Origin of the sequence: Colwellia sp. MT41, from assembly GCF_001444365.1 — a bacterium.
Taxonomy (GTDB): Bacteria; Pseudomonadota; Gammaproteobacteria; order Enterobacterales; family Alteromonadaceae; genus Colwellia; species Colwellia marinimaniae.
The window spans coordinates 1,785,911-1,805,445 of record NZ_CP013145.1; the positions used below are offsets into that span (position 1 = coordinate 1,785,911).

Annotated in this window: 24 protein-coding genes and 1 pseudogene; 22 read left to right on the forward strand and 3 right to left on the reverse strand. The window is 37.7% G+C overall.

Features of this window, described 5'->3' with window-relative positions; translation table 11 throughout:
• The first annotated feature begins 1 nt into the window (after position 1).
• Positions 2-295 carry an integration host factor subunit alpha gene (locus tag CMT41_RS07595; RefSeq protein WP_057180728.1) on the forward strand — a complete coding sequence of 98 codons (294 nt, stop codon included), beginning with the start codon at positions 2-4 and terminating at the stop codon, positions 293-295.
• 372 nt (positions 296-667) lie between these two features.
• Here CMT41_RS07595 and CMT41_RS19050 read toward each other — a convergent pair whose 3' ends face one another.
• Positions 668-838, reverse strand: coding sequence for a hypothetical protein (locus CMT41_RS19050; protein ID WP_157466304.1), 171 nt, complete (start codon positions 836-838; stop codon positions 668-670).
• A gap of 235 nt (positions 839-1,073) precedes the next feature.
• Between CMT41_RS19050 and CMT41_RS07600 the strand changes: the two genes are divergently transcribed.
• The 5 genes from CMT41_RS07600 to CMT41_RS07620 all read left to right on the forward strand — a co-directional run bounded on the left by CMT41_RS07600 (position 1,074) and on the right by CMT41_RS07620 (position 6,263).
• Positions 1,074-2,885 (forward strand): ABCB family ABC transporter ATP-binding protein/permease, encoded by a 1,812-nt coding sequence (locus CMT41_RS07600; RefSeq protein ID WP_058026877.1) that lies wholly within the window; start codon positions 1,074-1,076, stop codon positions 2,883-2,885.
• A 33-nt stretch (positions 2,886-2,918) separates the two neighbouring features.
• Positions 2,919-3,536, forward strand: coding sequence for a DUF1415 domain-containing protein (locus tag CMT41_RS07605; RefSeq protein ID WP_058026879.1), 618 nt, complete (start codon positions 2,919-2,921; stop codon positions 3,534-3,536).
• A 195-nt stretch (positions 3,537-3,731) separates the two neighbouring features.
• Positions 3,732-4,418, forward strand: coding sequence for a LysE family translocator (locus CMT41_RS07610; RefSeq protein ID WP_058026881.1), 687 nt, complete (start codon positions 3,732-3,734; stop codon positions 4,416-4,418).
• A 119-nt stretch (positions 4,419-4,537) separates the two neighbouring features.
• Positions 4,538-5,365, forward strand: coding sequence for a hypothetical protein (locus tag CMT41_RS07615; protein WP_058028174.1), 828 nt, complete (start codon positions 4,538-4,540; stop codon positions 5,363-5,365).
• 25 nt (positions 5,366-5,390) lie between these two features.
• A complete protein-coding gene (locus tag CMT41_RS07620) occupies positions 5,391-6,263 on the forward strand; it encodes a glucosaminidase domain-containing protein (protein ID WP_058026883.1) in 873 nt (290 codons plus the stop codon).
• A 110-nt stretch (positions 6,264-6,373) separates the two neighbouring features.
• Here CMT41_RS07620 and ttcA read toward each other — a convergent pair whose 3' ends face one another.
• On the reverse strand, positions 6,374-7,318 hold the full coding sequence (ttcA, locus tag CMT41_RS07625) for a tRNA 2-thiocytidine(32) synthetase TtcA (protein ID WP_057180734.1): 945 nt from the start codon (positions 7,316-7,318) through the stop codon (positions 6,374-6,376).
• 265 nt (positions 7,319-7,583) lie between these two features.
• Here ttcA and CMT41_RS07630 point away from each other — a divergent pair, with 265 nt between their 5' ends.
• From CMT41_RS07630 to CMT41_RS07665, 10 genes and pseudogenes are all read left to right on the forward strand, one after another.
• Positions 7,584-8,015, forward strand: coding sequence for a hypothetical protein (locus CMT41_RS07630; protein WP_058026885.1), 432 nt, complete (start codon positions 7,584-7,586; stop codon positions 8,013-8,015).
• Between the two features lie 24 nt (positions 8,016-8,039).
• Positions 8,040-8,345 carry a hypothetical protein gene (locus CMT41_RS07635; RefSeq protein WP_058026887.1) on the forward strand — a complete coding sequence of 102 codons (306 nt, stop codon included), beginning with the start codon at positions 8,040-8,042 and terminating at the stop codon, positions 8,343-8,345.
• Between the two features lie 74 nt (positions 8,346-8,419).
• Positions 8,420-8,662, forward strand: a complete 243-nt coding sequence (locus CMT41_RS07640) for a hypothetical protein (RefSeq protein WP_232300035.1) — start codon at positions 8,420-8,422, stop codon at positions 8,660-8,662.
• A 119-nt stretch (positions 8,663-8,781) separates the two neighbouring features.
• Positions 8,782-8,910: pseudogene (locus CMT41_RS19495) on the forward strand (transposase); the annotation flags it as partial.
• Between the two features lie 187 nt (positions 8,911-9,097).
• Positions 9,098-10,945, forward strand: coding sequence for a class I SAM-dependent methyltransferase (locus CMT41_RS07650; RefSeq protein ID WP_058026893.1), 1,848 nt, complete (start codon positions 9,098-9,100; stop codon positions 10,943-10,945).
• Between the two features lie 77 nt (positions 10,946-11,022).
• Positions 11,023-12,021 (forward strand): nuclease-related domain-containing protein, encoded by a 999-nt coding sequence (locus CMT41_RS07655; protein WP_058026894.1) that lies wholly within the window; start codon positions 11,023-11,025, stop codon positions 12,019-12,021.
• Between the two features lie 125 nt (positions 12,022-12,146).
• Positions 12,147-12,569 (forward strand): hypothetical protein, encoded by a 423-nt coding sequence (locus CMT41_RS07660; protein ID WP_058026897.1) that lies wholly within the window; start codon positions 12,147-12,149, stop codon positions 12,567-12,569.
• Positions 12,570-12,749: 180 nt separating this feature from the next.
• Positions 12,750-12,881, forward strand: coding sequence for a hypothetical protein (locus tag CMT41_RS19705; RefSeq protein ID WP_257721035.1), 132 nt, complete (start codon positions 12,750-12,752; stop codon positions 12,879-12,881).
• 20 nt (positions 12,882-12,901) lie between these two features.
• Positions 12,902-13,060: a hypothetical protein gene (locus CMT41_RS19360; RefSeq protein WP_197410269.1), complete on the forward strand. Its 159-nt coding sequence runs from the start codon at positions 12,902-12,904 to the stop codon at positions 13,058-13,060.
• Positions 13,061-13,349: 289 nt separating this feature from the next.
• Positions 13,350-14,423, forward strand: a complete 1,074-nt coding sequence (locus CMT41_RS07665; RefSeq protein WP_058026899.1) for a Fic family protein — start codon at positions 13,350-13,352, stop codon at positions 14,421-14,423.
• A gap of 347 nt (positions 14,424-14,770) precedes the next feature.
• Here CMT41_RS07665 and CMT41_RS07670 read toward each other — a convergent pair whose 3' ends face one another.
• Positions 14,771-15,097, reverse strand: a complete 327-nt coding sequence (locus CMT41_RS07670) for a hypothetical protein (RefSeq protein WP_083494350.1) — start codon at positions 15,095-15,097, stop codon at positions 14,771-14,773.
• Positions 15,098-15,248: 151 nt separating this feature from the next.
• Here CMT41_RS07670 and CMT41_RS07675 point away from each other — a divergent pair, with 151 nt between their 5' ends.
• The 6 genes from CMT41_RS07675 to CMT41_RS07700 all read left to right on the forward strand — a co-directional run bounded on the left by CMT41_RS07675 (position 15,249) and on the right by CMT41_RS07700 (position 19,469).
• Positions 15,249-16,235, forward strand: coding sequence for a helix-turn-helix transcriptional regulator (locus CMT41_RS07675; protein WP_083494242.1), 987 nt, complete (start codon positions 15,249-15,251; stop codon positions 16,233-16,235).
• A 62-nt stretch (positions 16,236-16,297) separates the two neighbouring features.
• On the forward strand, positions 16,298-17,269 hold the full coding sequence (locus tag CMT41_RS07680) for a metallophosphoesterase (protein ID WP_058026905.1): 972 nt from the start codon (positions 16,298-16,300) through the stop codon (positions 17,267-17,269).
• A complete protein-coding gene (locus tag CMT41_RS07685) occupies positions 17,266-17,721 on the forward strand; it encodes a hypothetical protein (RefSeq protein ID WP_058026907.1) in 456 nt (151 codons plus the stop codon). Before CMT41_RS07680 ends, CMT41_RS07685 begins: the two co-directional genes overlap by 4 nt.
• Complete coding sequence (locus CMT41_RS07690) at positions 17,714-17,944, forward strand: hypothetical protein (protein ID WP_057180748.1); 231 nt, start codon at positions 17,714-17,716, stop codon at positions 17,942-17,944. The genes CMT41_RS07685 and CMT41_RS07690 overlap by 8 nt, the downstream gene beginning before the upstream one ends.
• A 24-nt stretch (positions 17,945-17,968) precedes the next feature.
• The gene (locus tag CMT41_RS07695) at positions 17,969-18,187 is read left to right on the forward strand and encodes a hypothetical protein (RefSeq protein WP_058026909.1); all 219 of its coding nucleotides are present in this window, start codon (positions 17,969-17,971) and stop codon (positions 18,185-18,187) included.
• Between the two features lie 46 nt (positions 18,188-18,233).
• On the forward strand, positions 18,234-19,469 hold the full coding sequence (locus tag CMT41_RS07700) for a PDDEXK-like family protein (RefSeq protein WP_198149794.1): 1,236 nt from the start codon (positions 18,234-18,236) through the stop codon (positions 19,467-19,469).
• Positions 19,470-19,535 lie beyond the last annotated feature (66 nt).

Genomic DNA, 19,535 nt, shown 5'->3' on the forward strand with positions numbered 1-19,535 from the left:
AATGGCGCTTACAAAAGCAGAAGTAGCAGAACATTTATTTGAAAAAGTTGGGCTGAGCAAGCGTGACGCAAAAGATATGGTTGAAATATTTTTTGAAGAAATTCGCGAGACCTTAGAAAGTGGCGATCAAGTTAAACTTTCGGGTTTTGGTAATTTCGACTTGCGACAAAAAAGCGAACGTCCTGGCCGTAATCCTAAAACTGGTGAAGATATTCCAATTTCTGCCCGTAAAGTCGTTACCTTTAGACCAGGACAGAAACTGAAAAGCCGTGTAGAAGCAGGAAATAGCAAATAATCTAGTGACAAATACACGGAATGTATGTTGGGCTAGTTTAAGCTGAGCGAGCTTTGTTGCTCGCTGTTTCTGCTTTGTTTTGAGCGAAATTCAGTAGCTACTGAGCCAAAACGGTAGCTAACAACTAATACCGAATAAAGAATAAAGAACAAAACCCGCATTAGCGAAAGCTGATGCGGGTTTTTTATGTTTAACTTGCTCTGCACAGCTATTAATCACTGTTTAGGTTAATACGCTCGTGTACCCTGAAATTATCGACTTTTACTTTTACGGTTACTCTGGTGTCAATTTGTTCAATAAAGGCTTTAGCGTCGCGAATAGAATAGCTCAGTGTGGTATTTTCCGGTCATGCAGTGTTGTCATCGTTAAAAATCAATGGATGCAACTTTTCAGCGAGGTAGCAAAGCCGATAATAAAAGCCCCGATAATGAATTCTGCAATAGCAAAACGTTTGGCAATGCTAATAGCGCCAGTAACAAGTATTTTTGCTGAAAAAACAGCTAAGATAATGGCGACAATTAATATACCGGCTGGTATTAACATTTCTATTCCTTAGAACGTTATCAGGGATGTTTTGTGACGTTACTTGGAACTTAGTCGTAGTTGAGGGATAACGTATTTTTAATATCTGAATTCTAAGGAAAAAATCCCTATGAAAGTAAGATATATTACATAATAGGTAGGTTATATTGCCTTTATATTTTATCATAGCCTTTTCTTTTATAAGCTTTTCATACATAAGCTTTTCTTTCATAAACATTCACTCATAAGGTAAGCTATGCGCCCCTCTAGTTATCCCGACCAAGAAGTCCGCTCTATTAACTGGCAAGCTTTTAAACTGATTTTACCTTACTTGTTTGAGTATAAAAAACGCATCGCCTTCGCTATGTTGTGTCTAATATTCACTAAAATTGCCAGTGTTTATTTACCTTTTATCCTCAAAGATATTGTTGATAGCTTAGATGCTAATAACACCGATAAGCAAAATTCTGCCCTGATGATTGTGCCGCTAGCCTTAGTTGCCACCTATGGGGTAGTACGCTTTTCGATAGTGGTCTTTGCTGAGATCAGAGATACATTATTTGGCCGGGTTACTGAGCGCGCTATTCGGCGCATAGGTTTAAAGGTATTTCGCCACCTTCATGCGCTTGACTTAGATTTTCACTTAAATAGACAAACGGGTGGTTTATCCCGAGATATCGAGCGGGGCACCACAGGCATCAACTTTTTAATGCGTTTTATGGTGTTTAATATTGTGCCGACCTTGCTTGAAATCGTTATGGTGGTAACCATTCTCTTTGTTAATTACGGCATATGGTTTGCTGCAATTACCTTGACTTCGATTATTAGCTATATCGCCTTTTCTGTTTACGTCACTGAGCTGCGTACACGTTATGTCCGCGAGGCAAATCAAGCTGACTCATCAAGTAATACCCGCGCTATTGATAGTTTACTGAATTACGAAACGGTAAAATATTTCACTAATGAAGAGTATGAAGCGCAGGCGTATGATAAGCATCTGTCAGTTTGGGAGCAGGCTAAAATTAAAAACCGTTTATCATTGTTTGCCCTTAACGGAGGGCAAGCGTTGATTATAGCCTTTGCCATAACGGCTATGTTGGCCTTGGCTGCCAAGGAAGTTGCTGCTGGCGTGATGACTTTAGGTGATTTTGTCTTGATTAATGCCTTTATGATGCAATTATTTATACCACTAAATTTTTTAGGCTTTGTCTACCGTGAGATCAAGGGGTCTTTGGCTAACATTGAAAATTTGTTTGGCTTACTCGCTAAAAAAGCCAAGGTGCAAGATGTTCCGCAAGCCCCAGCGTTAAGCTTGGCCGAGCTAGGGGATAATACCAGCAGTCAAGCCAGTATCGTCTTTGATAATATTACTTTTGCCTATAATGAAAAACGGCCGATCATTAAAGGTATTTCATTTGAAATCAAAGCGGGAGAAAAAGTCGCCGTGGTGGGACAAAGTGGCTCGGGTAAATCAACCTTAGTGAAATTATTGTTTCGTTTTTATGATGTTGACTCAGGCGCTATTCGCATTAATGGCCAAGATATTAGTCAAGTGAGCCAACATTCACTGCGTGCTCATATTGGTATTGTGCCGCAAGACACGGTACTTTTTAACGATACTTTATTTAATAATGTGCAATATGGTTGTCCAACGGCAAGTAAAGAGCAGGTATTAAAAGCCATTGATCTCGCACATTTATCGGAATTTATCGCCAGTTTACCTGATGGTTTAGTAACAAAGGTGGGCGAGCGTGGTTTAAAACTTTCCGGTGGTGAAAAACAGCGGGTAGCTATTGCGCGTACCATTTTGAAAAACCCACAAATATTGGTCTTTGATGAAGCAACTTCATCCCTTGATAGTCATTCCGAGCAAGCCATTTTAACGGCCATTAATGAAGTGGCAAAGAACCGCACCAGTTTAGTGATTGCCCATCGGCTATCAACCATAGTTGATAGCGATAACATTATTGTGATGAGTCATGGTGAAATAGTAGAGCAGGGCAATCATCAACAATTACTCGCTCTGCAAGGGCAATACAGTAAAATGTGGCAGTTACAGCAATCCTGAACTAAAAATAACACTAACACCTAGAGTTCCGTGATGAATAAAGAAGATAAACAAAGTGCACCTCAGCAAGCCGTACCTCTGAAAACACTACCTGAGCAAGGATCAGCAGCAGTGAGTGCCACCAAACAGTGGTTAGATGAAATTATTATCGGCTTAAATTTTTGTCCCTTTGCAAAAAAAGAATTTGTTAATAATACCATTCGTTACCATCAGTCGACGCTTGAGCAAGTTAAGCCCGCACTAGCAGAGTTCATAGAGCAATGTCATTATTTACAACAACACGATGATATTGAAACCACCTTAATCATCTATAGCGATGGTTTTCGTGGTTTTGAACGTTACCTTGACTTAGTTGATTATGCTAATGATTTACTGATTGATTCAGGTTTTGAGGGCATATTTCAACTAGCAACTATGCATCCAGAATACTGTTTTGCTGATGATGATTTTGATGCCGCCAGTAATTTCACCAATCGCTCTCCTTATCCAATGCTTCATATCATTCGTGAAGCAAGTATGGCCAGAGTGCTGGCTGTATATAAGGAGCCAGAAAAAATTCCTGAAAATAATATCGCTTTAGCAGAGCAAAAAGGCAGTCATTTTTTTCAAGATGTTTTGAAGCGTATTCATCAAACACACCGGCCAACATAGTGCGATTAAAACCTTATCCAATAGTGGCTGATAAAGTCGTTAAGTAAACTCTTTCTTGATAACGAATCAAGATGGAAAATTACTCTTAGTAGTTAATTGCTTACAGAAGGCATTGATACTTTTATTGGCCTTAGGTCGCTTTATTTGCTTTCTTAGGTAAAATGACGCATGTTTCATTAACCTCCTCGTGGTCATATGCCTGCTTTAGAACAGTTTTTACTCATTGCTATGGTACATTTTTTGGCCGTAGCAAGTCCTGGTCCCGACTTTGCGCTTATTTTAAAGCAAAGTATCCGTTATAACCGACGTATCGCTATCTACACTAGTTTTGGTATCGCCGCAGGCATTGTTGTCCATGTAACTTATTCATTGGTGGGTATAGGGCTATTAATTGCTAGCGATGAACGTTTATTTACCGCACTAAAATACCTAGCCGCCAGTTATTTTTGTTACATAGCATGGCATTGTTTTAAGGCTAAAAAGCCTGATAACGACTTATCCATATCCGCAGGCAAAGATAGCGATAAAAATATACCTTTATCGGCTGGTGAAACAAAAGTCGATAAGGCTGCCAATAGCACTTCGGCTAAAAAAGCCTTTCTTACTGGTTTTTTAATTAATGCTTTAAATGTCAAAGCGACGTTATTTTTTGTCAGTTTGTTTTCTGTGGTTATTGCCCCTGAAACATTGTTGAGTATTAAAATTGCCTATGGCGTTTATCTAGTCGCGGCAACAGCAGTCTGGTTTTGCTTCCTCTCGTATATCCTGACTCAAGAAAGAGTGCGTTATGTCTTAGAGCGTAAAGGCTATATTCTTGATCGTGTTATGGGCTTCATCCTATTGGCATTAGCCTTTCAGCTGGTACTAAGTGATCTTCAATAAGCTGATTTTTACTTCGCTTGCGGCTTAAATCTGTCGTTAATTTACCCGATGAGCAATCTGTTGGTTTTTCCAGTATAATAGTGCGCAAATCTAGTATTAATGTATTTAAAGGGTCAGCTTTGCCAGAAAAAAATATAATTACATCCATTGGTGGTAGTCTTGAGCGCGCAGTAAAAGGCGAATACGCAATTGATGTGAAAGCTGTGCTTAGTGAAGCATGGCAGCACACGTTAAAGTCGAGAATGTCGATTAATCTAGCGATTTTATTTGTTTTAATTTTTGGCATGATAGTGTCATATATTGTCAGTAGCTTCTTTGGTGGCATCGAACAGGTTATCGCCGATCCGCAGACCATGCAGTTGCTCAATGTCATTGTTACTATGGCTGTTTGGCCATTTATCGCCGGCATTGAAATGATGGGCGTGTACCACGCCGTTAATAAACCAACCCAGATCAAAATGGTACTGTCTTTCTTACATCGCGGTAGTTGGGTAGCGCTCTGTGCGTTGTTAAGCTCTATTCTCATCAGTATTGGCTTTCAATTACTCCTTATCCCTGGGGTATTGTTAGGTGTATTGTTGTCATTAACCATACCTTTAGTGGTAGAGAAAAAGCTAACGCCAATGCAAGCTATTATTCTCTCGGTCAAAGCATTACGTTTTAAAATCATGCCTTTGTTAGGTGTTTATTTAGTGCTATTTATGTCATTAATCGCTCTGCTCGTTCCCATCGTTTTATTAATGGAGTCGAGTTTGGCCCCTGTCGCTATTATGGTGTTTTTATTTGGTTTTTCATATTTAGCACCCTGGTATTACAACGTTAAAGGCATATTGTATCGGGAAATATTTGGCGTCTATACCGATGGCAGTGGCTCTGAGAACGACGTAGGCAAGCATTCGACTAAAGACACTGACCATAATGGCTCAGATGATACTTTTTCTGCTTAATTTTTATCATAAATAAGGAGCTTTTATGAAAAGCATGTTATTTGTTCGCTTTATCTTAGGTCTTGCGTTAGTTGTCATGATGCTCGCACCTTTTACTTTTCTAGTGCCTAAGCCCGTAGCGATAGTTACTGAGGCAGAAGTAGTACCAGCAGTGGTTGTGGTGCCGGTAGTTGCGTCAGTAAAAATCATTGAACAACCGCTACATAAGGTCGATTTACCTGACTTTGGCGCTATATATGATATAGCCACTAAAAAACGTCAATTTTTTGATTTTATCCGCCCGGCCATTGAAGCTAAAAATAATCAGTTATCACAAGAGAGAAGTGAGCTTGAATATTGGCATGAACAGATATCGTTAGGTTTAGGACTGAGCACCGAGCAGCAAACATCCCTGCAAGCGCTGAGCAAGGCTTATCGTATTAATAAGGATGCTTCTACTTTTCAGCAGATAAATGATTTGTTGGTGCGGGTTGATATTATCCCAACCTCATTGGTATTAGTACAAGCGGCAAATGAGTCTGCTTGGGGTACATCTCGCTTTGCTCGTATCGGTTTAAACTTCTTTGGTATTTGGTGTTATAAAGAGGGTTGTGGCATGGTCCCTAGTGGCCGTAATGCAGGTGCCCAACATGAAGTAGCAGCCTTTGAAAGTGTTGATGCTGCGGTTTCAGGCTATTTTAATAATATCAATAAGCATAATGCTTATCATGTTTTTAGAACGATAAGAGCTGAATTAAGGGGGCAAGATCAACCGCTTGATGCTGAAATATTAGCAGCAGGCTTATTACCTTATTCAGAGCGTGGAGCTCATTATGTGTTAGACATCACCGATATGTTACGCCATAACCAGCGTTATTTTTTTGAGCCTGATGGTCAACAGACGGCTTTAGCAGATTAGCGTAAATAACGGTTTAGATAAGGCACAACATAAAAAGCCCAATAGCTATGATATTGGGCTTTTTTATTATCTTAATTACCTTGATATAACTGATATTTATCCGCTTGCTATTACTTTACTTCAACAACATTGAGTTGCTGAGCATCGTTAAGATAATCTTTAGTCGATACATCTTTTGGCGTTTCAATCGCAACTTGATCAAAAGCGGTGTCACCACCATTAATAATACCGGAACTACTATTGATACTTTTAAAATCAAACAAATTACCGTCACACAAGTGAGAAGGTACTACGTTTTGTATTGCGGTAAACATAGACTCAATTCGGCCCGGAAACTGTTCATGCCAATCGTTTAACATGCGTTTAATATTTTGCCTCTGCATGTTCGGCTGAGAGCCACATAAGTTGCATGGAATAATAGGGAATTTTTTCAACTCACTGTATTGAATAAGCTCACTTTCTTTGCAAAAAGCTAAAGGGCGAATAACAACGTGCTCACCATTATCAGAGACCAGCTTAGCTGGCATTGCTTTGATCTTACCGCCATAAAACATATTCAGCATTAGCGTTTCAAGCATGTCATCTCTATGATGTCCTAGCGCGATTTTAGTGGCACCAAGCTTTTTTGCTGTTTTATATAAAATAGCTCGGCGTAAGCGAGAGCATAAGCTGCAAGTGGTTTTACCTTCAGGTACTTTCTCTTTAACAATGCTGTAGGTGTTTTCTTCAACAATATGATATTCAATGCCGAGTTTATCTAAGTACTCCGGCAAAATATGCTCAGGAAAACCCGGTTGTTTTTGATCTAAATTAACGGCAATGAGGTCAAAATGAATAGGAGCAGATTCTTTTAACAGCATTAATATGCTGAGCATGGCATAACTGTCTTTGCCACCGGACAAACAAACCATGACCTTATCGCCGTCTTCAATCATATTGTATTGGGCAATTGCTTTACCAACATGATGTCTAAGCTTTTTTTCTAATTTAGTAAATTGTACCTTTTGAGAAGGTGTTAGTTCAGCCGTGGTTAACGTTGGCGATATTGCAGTCATGTAGGATACTTTTTTGATTGAAATTGACGGCGCGAATTATAGCAGCTTGATAAATAATACCAAGAGGATTAATACTAGCGTCTGAGACAGCTAGAAAATAAGGGCATTGGGCGCAGGTAAATAGCAGGCAATAAAAAAGTTGCTAGCTTACAGTTTCTGACACTTCTACCACATTAACTAAACAGTAAAGCGCATGTCATCGTTACAGGAAAACGTATAATAGTTACAAGTTTTATCAATAGACATTAACAATAGGTAGGCACATATGCCGATAAAATTGAAAAGTATACTTGGACTAAGTTTGTTAGTTGTTGGTGGCTGTAGTCAACTTCATCATGTTCATATTGGCGAGATAGATCAGTCACAAGGAACATTAACCCCATTTACTATCGTAGTGAATGAACTTGGCTTTGATGCTGCTAAGGCTGTAGAGATAGCAGCAGGAGCGGCAAAGTCAGCTGCAACCAGTGAAGATTTAGAGTTAGTGGCTTTCATTTTAGCAATAAGTAATTTTGGTCCGAAGACAGGTAATCCAGTATATAACGATGCTTATGCCGACAAAATACTTGCTGAGGTAATCAAAGCATGTCCAAGTAAAAAGATAACTGGGTTAACGTCAGTTCGAGAAGCAACCAATGTCGGCCCAGTAAGTGGTGAAGTTGTACGTATCACTGGTTACTGTATTAACTTAATCTAATCAAATCTAATTTAGGAAGATCACATGTTAAAAAAGACCCTGTTATTGCCATTATTAGCACTTTCACTCGGCGGTTGTGTTGGTTTAAATACCGTGTCTATGACACAGGTTCCAGCAGAAAGAGATAATAAAATCACCACAAATTCTTCTAGCTGGAATTTCATCGGCATAAATTTTAGCAATGCTTTTGTTGATGAAACCATTGAGAATCTTAAAGCACAATGCCCAACAGGAAAAATTGAAGGTATATATACTAAACACCAAACTACGGGTTATGTACTTGTGTTTAAAAGAGAAATTATTGTATCTGCTTACTGCAATGAGGTGTAGTGATGAAAAAGATATTTTTGTTACTTACATTACTAATGTTAGCATTGCTTGGCGGGTGTACTAGTAGCATTCATATGTCACAAGTCGATATTGATAGTAATTACCATGAACTTGATAGTTACAAGGTCATCGAGATTGAGGAATCACAAAAAAACATGCTCGGCTTTGTTTTCCATACTGACTATGTTGATCAAGCTTACACAAATCTTTTGCGTCAATGCCCCAATGGCACGGCTATCATTAACGTCGAATATTTAACAAATCATGGCTTTCTCAGTTGGACAGATATAATCCGTATTAAAGCAATATGTCGTTAAATTACTTGAACAAAGTGTGAGAGCAAAGAAACAAAGTGGGACATCCATAAACTGGTTTATTAAAAGTCAGGCTCTATAGTTAATAAATTCGCACAAACTTATGAACTAAGGTAGCCGAAATGACTCAATCTCGCAGTCAGCAAGTTTCCTTGCAAGATACCCGTTATTATCACTTGATTTCACGCTGTGTTCGCCGTGCTTACCTCTGTGGTGTTGGCCCTTACAGCCAACAAAATTATGAAAGAAAAACTGCCATCCATACATTGCCTTTAGTTTTGTTTTTTAAATATGAATATCACAATTTCTGTTTTAAACTTTGATTTATATGAGGATTATTTGAATTTTTATTGACAAAGAACAATGATTAGGTGATTCTCTTCGTATCAAAATAGAAAAATAGCACACTCAAAATACCACCGCGAAAGGGCCACGCGCTTGCCAGCCAAATTTTATAATGAAAACGCCACTGAATTATCCCAGCAATACCTGTCAAAATCATTTGATCAGGTACATCAAAGCTGGCGTCATTTTTTGCCGTCCATAATAGCAAACCCAAATGCACGTATTCTCGATATAGGCGCTGGCTCAGGCCGAGATGCTAAACATATAGCGCAACTAGCGGCTAAAACCCATGGTGATGAAAATAACAGCCAAGTGTTTGCGGTCGAGCCCGCGAAACTACTGGCAGAGCTTGGCGTACAACAAACCACTGGACTTAAAGTAAAGTGGCTGACTGATTCATTACCCGCATTAAGCACTATTACCAAACAAGAAGTTAGCTTTGACTTAATCTTACTAAGCGCGGTGTGGATGCATATTCCGCTAAGTGATCGCGCACGCTCAATGCGTAAATTGGCTAACCTACTTAAACCGGGCGGAAAACTGGTTATTTCACTTCGTCATTCATCAGGTAGTGAGCAAGCAGAGCAAGAGCGCAAGGAACGAAAAATGCATACCGTATGCGCAGATGAATTAAAGCGCTTAGCAAGCGATGTTGGCTTATTCACTAAGTTAGCCACGGAAAAAGAAAACGATATACTCGGTAGAGATCATGTCACTTGGCAAACAGTGGTATTGCAGTTGCCTGATGATGGCACAGGCGCGTTTCCTTTTATTCGTCATGTGGCAATGAATGACGGTAAATCAGCCACCCACAAACTTGCCCTGCTGCGAGTATTACTGCGTATTGCTGATGGTCACCCAGGAGCCGTACTAAGGCGAGAATCAGGCGTAGGTGGCGATAGAGTTATTTTACCGGTCGGTTTAGTGGCGCTATATTGGTGTCATCAATACAAAGACTTAATAGATGACCATAAGTTATACCAAACACCTAATAAAAACCCCAATATGGGTTTTATGAAGCCTGATGGTTGGCATAAGTTAACCAAGCTAAAGTCGTCAGATTACCGCATTGGTAATTTGTTCTCCGGTGATGATGCTATAGCACTGCATAAAACACTCTCTGCGGCAGTGAACAATATTAAAACCATGCCATGTCGTTATATAAAACTGCCCAATAGTGATAACACAGTATTTGAAGTGGCAAGTAAAACAGTAAAAGCCAAAGACAGTATCTTCCTTGATTTACAAACTCTCGAGCAGTGGGGCGAATTTTCATTGCCCGAATCAACGTGGCTAGCGTTCAATCGCTATGCTTGCTGGATTGAACCGGTACTGGTCAGTGAATGGGTAAAAACCATGGCGAGTTATGCAGGAAATAGCCAATATAAATCACCTGAAAATCAATATAAATTACATCAAGCGTTAAATTGGGAAGAGCCTAAACGCACAACTGTTGAGGTGCGTAAACGTTTTGAACAGTTGCAGGAGCACTTCTCTAATAAAGAGCCAAAGCAAGAACAAATACGCTGTGTTTGGTCAGAAAAATCATTAAACCAAAGTTATGAAATAGATCACAGCTTGCCTTTTTCCCGTTGGCCTAATAACGACTTATGGAATTTACTGCCGACAGATAGCACAGTGAACAATCAAAAAAGCGACCGTCTGCCAACAGAGCACAAACTAAAACAGGCAAAAGAAAGAATTCAACACTGGTGGCAAGTAGCTTGGCTTAATGAGCCTTCAGCTTCAGAGTCGTCAACCTCTCTTTTAAGAACAGCGCCTTCAGCCTCACTAACCAACAACCATAAGCGATTTTTCGCCGAAGCGAATATTGCACTGCCGGGGTTAAGTTCTGATAACTCGTCAGTTGATGATTTGTTTGAGGCGTTGGTGATGCAACGTGGGCGATTGAAAGAAATGCAACAGTTGAGAGAGTGGTGAGTGTTTTACTCTGATCACAGCATTCGTCATTAATAAGTCGTGTTATTTTTAAATAAGATTATTCGTAAGGAAATATTATGATCATAAAAGACAAAGTAATAATAAGTAGTTCAAGCCCGATAATTAAAGCTGGCCAGAAACAAGAACTAGATGTTGCCTTCTATTTACGTCGTGCCTTTAAGGATCATGATCAGGTTTTTGTATTTAACGATATTAAGCTCAATCATAATAATGAAACAGCACAGCTAGACCACCTTATTGTCCATACTTTTGGCTTTATATTAATTGAATCTAAAAGCATTACCGGCGAAGTTACCGTTAATAAATATGAAGAATGGAGTAGGAGTTATAACGGGAAATGGAGTGGTATGTCGTCACCTATTAAACAGGTTGAATTACAAAAAGATTTATTAAAGAAATTATTAAGAGATCATGATTCTACCTTGCTCGATAGATTATTTGGTTTTGAAAAACTACAAAAAGGTTTTGGTGGGCGACAATGGGAACACCTTTGCGCGATATCTAGCAATGCAATAATTAATAGGGATGACGCTCCAGAGCACATAGCAAAAAAGCTTGTTAAATCTGAATTTATTGTCGACAGCGTTACAACGCTCATGAATTTATCTTCATCGAAACCTAGAGCCTTAAGCTTTTTTAAAGCCGAGACTCGGCCTTGGTTTAATGCTGATGAAATAACAAGACTTTGTGATTTCATTTTGCAGAAAGGTACCTCAGAAAAAAAATCAGAAGAACAAACTGATAAAAAATCACTTAAAAAAACTATCCCTGAACAAATTATAAAGCAGACACGTTCTTTAAAAATCACTCCTTCTAAAGAACAAGCGAAGCTGAACATAAAATGCAAGAAATGTAATACACAAGATACTTTAGAGGCATGCTGGGGCAAGTTTGGTTACTTTGTGAAATGTAACAGTTGCTCTATCAACACACCGATGAAAGCACTGTGTACTGCTTGTAATAGTAAAAAAACTAAAGTGAGTAAGAAAAAGGAAGTCTATACACTTATCTGTCAAGATTGTGAAATAAGTAGCCAATTGATTTATAAGACATAAGCATTTTAAACAATTAGTTATATTATTTTACCAGAAAAAATGTAGCCACTACATGCCATAAATATTTTGGCATGTGGTGTTTAAGTTACCAATGTTTTGAGAGGGGGTGTCTTCTGTTTCTTAAAATGGCTACTTCGGTTAATAGCGCGCAATATACCTCCATATTTGAGCGTATTCACGATAAAGCCAGTGATAACGATGATAAAAACCAATTGCCATTTACCGTTAAACCCTTGCTGGATTTTATCGGTAATGAGCATAAACAACGCCCTAAAGGTATTGCCTTTTCATTACTAGATTACTTAACGTTAGTAGAAGAAACCGGCAAAATAATGAGGGAAGATAAGCGTGGTTATATTAACCCACAAGTGTTGCCACTATTGCAGCAATTAGGCTTCAGCAGTGATGACTGGTTACAACTAGCCCAGCATTTTGGTAAGCAATACCATCAAGCGGTAGGCTCGGTAAATGAGCTATCAGCATTTGCTGCCCATACGAATAAAAAGTGGATAGGCGGTCACCGACAGCAAACACAAATTTTTCAATAAACGCTATTTTTTAAAGACAATGACACTGTTTTCACTAACGGTGAAATTTATGTACCTAAAATATAGTAATATTGTGCTTTATGCGTATTAATTTCAGTTAGTAGCTGGCATGTTGATTAACTGCTCTAATTAAGCCTAATATGTTGTGTGTTTTTACATTTTTAAGTTTGAGAAAAGTTATTGGATGTCCCCGGTTTTTCCGTTGACGGCACTCGGGAAAAACCTCATTTTAATGTAACTGACATTGACGTGATACTCGGTAAAAAGTATAATCGCGCCTCGCTTGAAGCCATTGTGCATCAGCCAACCTAAAGAATAAAGGAGAGTACGACATGTTTAGCAACACTAGAGAAAAAGTTAAGTCTACACCTTTTTCTGAATTCGTACGTAACGCTTCATCTAAAGAAAAGCGTAAATTTTTTGATAAAGTCATTAAAGAAACCGTTGCTGTTCAACGTGCTATGATTGAAGAGTCTAAAGTTTGTAGTTGATTTTATTTGTTACAGATATTATCGACCAAAAGCCGCACTTTAAAAGCGGCTTTTTTGATCTTAAAAAATGGATTTATTTCTAATTTTTGTTGATGTTATACCAATTACATTAATTAAGTTCCCACTTTTATCCAGTCTCGATCACACAATTCCATTACTCTCGACACATCAGATATAAAGTGCATGTGCACACAAAACTAAATAAGTGGTTGATGTTATTGTTATACGCACAAGAAAGTGTAAAAATGTGTGCAGACGTTAGACACGTGCACAACAAAGCAGGTATTCAGTGAATTGTAACTATAACTTTGTCCCGCTTGAGCAATTAGGCGACATTGAAAGCAAAGCGGTATTAAAAGCTACCGCCAAAGCTCACCAAGCGTTGGGCGAATTAAAAGGCCTGGCGATGACCATGCCCAATCAATATATTTTATTGGCGACCCTTTCTCTGCAAGAAGCCAAAGAAAGCTCAGAAATTGAAAATATTATTACCACTCAAGACGATCTATACCGGAGTTATTATCCAACGCAGCAGTTTATTTCTACCAGCGCCAAAGAAGTACATAACTACGCCAAGGCATTAACAACAGGGTTTGATACCATCACCACCACCGGCTTGTTAACTAACAATACTATTATTGATATTCAACAAATCATTGAAAGCAACAACGCGGGCTTTAGAACCCAAGGGGGCACGCAATTAGTTGACCAACAAAATAAAAAAACAGTGTATACACCCCCACAAACAGGTCAACAAATTATTGCCTTAATGAGCGATCTCGAACGATTTATTAATGACGACCAACTCAGCGATTACGACGATCTAGTGAAAATGGCGTTAATACATCATCAGTTTGAAAGCATTCACCCTTTTTATGACGGCAATGGCCGTACCGGGCGTATTTTAAATATTCTGTTTTTAAGTAAACAAAAGTTACTCGGCGCGCCTATTTTGTATTTATCACGTTACCTTAATCGCCACAAAACTGAATATTATCAGCTATTACAGCAGGTGCGCGACCAGGGCGAATGGCAACCATGGTTACTATTTATGTTAAAAGCATTACAAGTGACCAGTCAAGATACCTTAAAAACCATTAAAGGCATTATTGCCTTAATGCAAAATTGCAAACAAACCATTAAAGCCAAGCTGCCGAAAATTTATAGTCACGAACTGATTAATAATTTATTTACCCATCCCTATACCAAGGTTGAGTTTGTTACCGATGAACTGGGTATTCATCGCAATACCGCCAGCAAGTATTTAAATCAATTGGTCGATATTGGTTTGTTGACCAAACACAAACTTGGCAAAGACAACTATTACCTTAACCGCGAGTTATACGACTTACTTTCGAGCTAATTTATCAGGCATTAAGCCTACAGGGAAAAGCATTATGAGCACCCAAGACCTAGTCGCAAAACTCTGGAATCTCTGTAATTTGTTACGAGATGAGGGCGTAACCTAGTACAAATATCTAAACGCACTCACCTACCTTGTTTTCTTGGAAATAGTGCAAGAAACCGACACCCACTCAAATGGAAAGGCAGCAGTTCGCTAGTTAAGTTAGTTAGCTATTGCTTGGTTGTATTTACATGTTAGGAAAACACCTGTTTTTGTACCTTGATTTTAATGTCCTCTTTGTCATCACAATTATAGTGAAATTCTGCCTGATGTTAGACAGTTATTGTTGGTTTTTTTATCGATAATTATGAGTGGGTGTCTTCTATATTTATATGTTTTTGTGAACTATCATCTGCTGGGAGGCCATTGTCTTTTATGGGAGGAACCCCTAGTATTTCTCTTTTAGCATTTACTTTATCAGTATAAGTTTGGCTCATAGGATTTTCGCCACGCTTTCTTTCCTTGGCATCTACATTCGAGTCCATCATAAAGTCTGTTTCTTCAGGAAAAAAGTGACCATGTAATTGTGTTAGTAATGCTGAACGTTCGTCTTTAGCCTCTATTTGCTTAATGGATAAACCTTCTATTTCTTTCGCTCTTTTCTTAGTTGCTTCTTTTTTAAATTTATTCATAAAATCCTTATGTAATTCGAGATAAATGATGCGTATAATCATTATCATACGGTACAATGCGACAAATAGTGTCGCTGCGTTTGTTAATAGTTTGAGAGTAAAATCTCTTTAGTGTATTGTGCCTTAGTGTAATGAAAATAATAGGAAATTTATGAGCCGCAGCACAACCCTTAGGCATATTTGTATGCTTAAGCTTATCCCTAAATACCCTTCATTTGTTTTAACTAAATCAATAAAACAACAATTATCTGAGCAAGGCTTTGAAGTTACTTTAAGAACGATTCAAAGAGACCTCGATAACTTATCCAGCATAATGGGAATATCCTCATCAGAAAGCCCTGAAGGGCTTAAATGGTGTTATGTTAATTCAGGACACGAAATATTACCGGCACTGCAACCTTGTGAAGCCTTATTATTATGCATAGCTAAAGCACAGTTATCGACTCAACTTCCTATTGCCAGTTTAAATCAGCTAGAGCCGAGGTTTAGCAAAGCAGAGCGAACTTTAGAGAGTTCAACAAAATTTAAAAACTGGCGAGAGCGAGTTAAAGTAGTCCCCTACGGATTTCCGTTAACGGCAAAACCGATTAACGAGGAGGTCCGAACAATTGTTTACGATGCTGTGCTTAATCAACAACAGATAGCACTTAGCTATCAAAAACAGCCAGGTGAACGTAAAGATTACTTACTAAATGCCCATGGGCTTATTATTCGTACAAATAGCCATTACCTAGTTGCGACTAAAACGCATAGCCCAGATGTTTTTCAACTATTCAAGTTATCAAAGATTTTAGCAGTATCAAATAACCTGGAAGATAATCAATTCTGTGCCAATGACATTAAGGAGTACTTAAGTTCAAATGCTACGGGATATTTATTATCTAAAAAATTAATCAAACTCGAACTTCTTGCTACAGGACCTGCTTTATTAATCTTTGAAGAGGCGATGCTATCAGAAAATCAGAAAATTGATCTAATTGAAAACAGTATGGTGCGCACAGCAAAGGTAAAAGTTAGTGTGGAGTTTACTCATGAACTTGTGCACTTTTTGTTAGGGTTTGGTGGATATGTCAAGGTGCTACAACCCACCGAGTTAATTGAAAAAATTGAAGAACGAAAATCATATTTAATGGGTTAGGGCGACATCAGCTGTCGCTGCGGTGGTTATACTAGAACCATAGATATTTTATAGGAGAGGTAATGAAGCAAAAAAGTTGGGTAAATAAGAAGCCAGATTTAGTTTTTATAGGTGATTTACATGGTCAGATTAAAAAATTAAATAACTTGCTTGAAGATATTAACTTTGATGTAACCAACGCTCAATCACTGGTAAGTAGCACAAAACTCGTATTTATTGGGGATTTAATTGATAATGCCCCCTCATCGGATGTTGATCATGTTGCCCTTTTAACAAAAGTTAAGCAGCTTATCGATAATGGATTTGCCTATTGCCTTATGGGTAATCATGAATTTAATGCCATAGGTTGGGCAACCAAACACCCTGAAACTGCTCAATGGCTTCGCCCACATAATGTTAATAATACTAAGCAGCATCAAGGTTTTTTAGATAGTGTTATAGAAGGCAGCGAAGTACATCATTACTGGGTGACTTGGTTTAAATCTTTACCACTTTATCTCGACTTTGGTGGTATTAGAGCAATACATGCATGCTGGCAGCAAGCATCAGTTGATCAGTTAGCTCAGTATTTAAATAAAGATAAACAGCTTAAAGCAGAATGTTTTCTAAATGCCTTTGATAAATCAACAGAGCTTTATCAGTTAATAGAAACGCTATTAAAAGGCCCTGAAATCACCTTACCAGTAGGCTATAGTTTTCAAGATAAAACAGGTATAAAAAGAACTCAAATACGTTCTAAATGGTGGTTATCTAAGGCTCAAACTTATCGGGATATTGCTCAAGTTCAACCTGAAGTTATTGATGATATTCCTAACATCGATTTACCCGTAAACCAAACGCCAGAGCTTCTTGAATTACCTGTGATTGTGGGTCACTACACATTTAATGGTGTGCCAAGTACATTGTCTAATAAGGTTGCTTGTGTTGATTACAATGAGGCACAAGAAGAAAACCCTTTAGTTGCTTATTATTGGCAACAAGAAACCGAACTTACCAATAAGCATTTTTTATACAAAGCAGAGCAGGTAAAATGATTACCCCAAAAATATCTACAGAAGCAGAGTTAAAAAAAATTTGGTGTCAAAGCTATCAGGAACAAGATTGCTTTTATGACTTTGCTGAGCAAGGAAAACTCAGTGATGCCATGGATAAAATTAACCGTTTGGCCTCAACCGAGGACTTACCTGAAAGTGTGAATGTATTACATGAAAGAGTAAATGAAGTTTTGTGGCAAGAATGGGATCCTATAGGCGTAAACATAATGGAAGAGTGCCGAAGTGAATATGACTATTATTCTTGGCAAATAACACTTGTGGCTCTTTATTATGGTGCAAAAACAATTGCTGCAGAATTGTACTTTATTGAAAAGTACCTCATAGCGATGCCAAATGATGATGTGGTCAGTCGAAGTCTCGACGTAGCTAAAAAAATTGTTAACATTGTTGTTGAAATGAACCTGTTTTTAGGATGTGAGAAAGTTGACTAAAAAACAATTATTATCAAAGGCATATATTGTAATGGTTATTATAGTTTTTATTCCTGGTGTTGCTCTTTTTGGTGCAACCTTTTATGGATTATTCATTTATGCAAAATATCTTGGGGCAAGTAGCTTTGAAGCAATAGTCGCAATTTTTTTGTTTGTCGGTAGTTGTGGCTCGATTGCGGAAAGAGTTGATAGAAAAAGAAAAGTGCAAAATAAAAACAAGTAACTATTAGGTAAAACAGGAATACAAATGAAACAAAAATTAGTGATAGAGCTCAGTGAAGAAGCAACTGAAAAATATTTAAATTGGATAACTGCTCAAACTGAAGCAGAAGTGGATGCTGACTGTGAACCGTCAGGCGCTTTGATAATGGTTGAGTTATCTTCCTTAGGTGCAGAGGTGTATGCGCAGGGTAATAAGAAAACTATCGAATTTGGCGATGCTAATGTGTTTTTGAAAGATTGCTAGGAATACATAAAAATTGGAAATAAATAAAGGATAATTAATGGAGCATATGAATAAATCGACATGTAAGCAGCATCTGGATGATTCTATAGAGCTAAAATTAAGTAGTCTTCTGTTTTCTGCTGAGCTAGAAGAGCTTGAAGACTCATTAAATGGTTTCAATATTTTTGAAGCCATAGGCGCTGTCAACAGCGAACTGAGGCATTCTAATTTTTTAGGGTTTCTTCTTGATCCTTCTCAAAATCATGGTCTGATGAGTAAATGTCTATCAAATTTTCTTTATCATTTCTTTAATGAATTTGATGTAAATAATGCCCCCTCGTTAATAGATGTTGGTTGCTATGATTACAGTGATTTTTCCGTTGAAAGGGAATGGAGAAATATTGACATATTAATAGTATCTGAGCGGTATAGATTTGTTTTGGCTATTGAAAACAAAATTTGGTCAGGAGAACATTCAGATCAGTTAACCCGATATCAAAAAATTATTGAAGAGCAATACCCCTCATACAAAAGGTATTACGCTCTTCTAACCCCTTCAGGGCTACCACCAGAAAACAATGAAGATTGGGTAGCTATTTCTTATGAAGATATTTCAGAAATATTACATAAAACATTGAAAAAAGTTAAGTCAACGTCGAGTAATTCCGTTGTATTTGCCATTGAACAATACTTACAAATGATAGAGAGACATATTTTGGAAGATACAGATATTAGCAAATTGTGTAAGAAAATTTATAAACAACACAAACAAGCATTGGATTTAATATTTGAACATAGGCCAGATAAGGCTAGTGAAACTTATGATTTACTCTCAAAATATTTAGAAAAAAATCAAGAGACCTTAAATATTGACTTAGCTCATTCGTCTAAATCATACGTTAGATTTTCACCGAAAGAATGGGGAGAATTTGATATTCAAAAGTCTGGGACAGGTGAATGGGCGAGTACTGAACGTACTTTGTTATTTGAATTTGTTAATAGAGTTGATTCAATTATTTTGGTTCTAATAATTGGCCCAAATGATGGCGAACAGCGCAATATTATTTTTGAACATGCCTGTGATAACAAGCAAATATTTAAAAATGTTAGATCTAAAAAATTAGCAAACAAATGGCATCGGATATATAACATATCAATCTCTAAAAAATCAAAATCCGTAAACCATGATGAAGATGAAGAGGCGTTTAACAATCAAATAATTAAAAATATTGATGAATTTTTTGCTGGTGATTACAAAAAAATTAAAGAATCGATTGTACGTGTACTATCTGATAATAGTTAAGGTATGTTGGAGATCTTTAATTGGAACACCCTGGTTTCATAATTCAAGAGATTATGAGGCCAAATT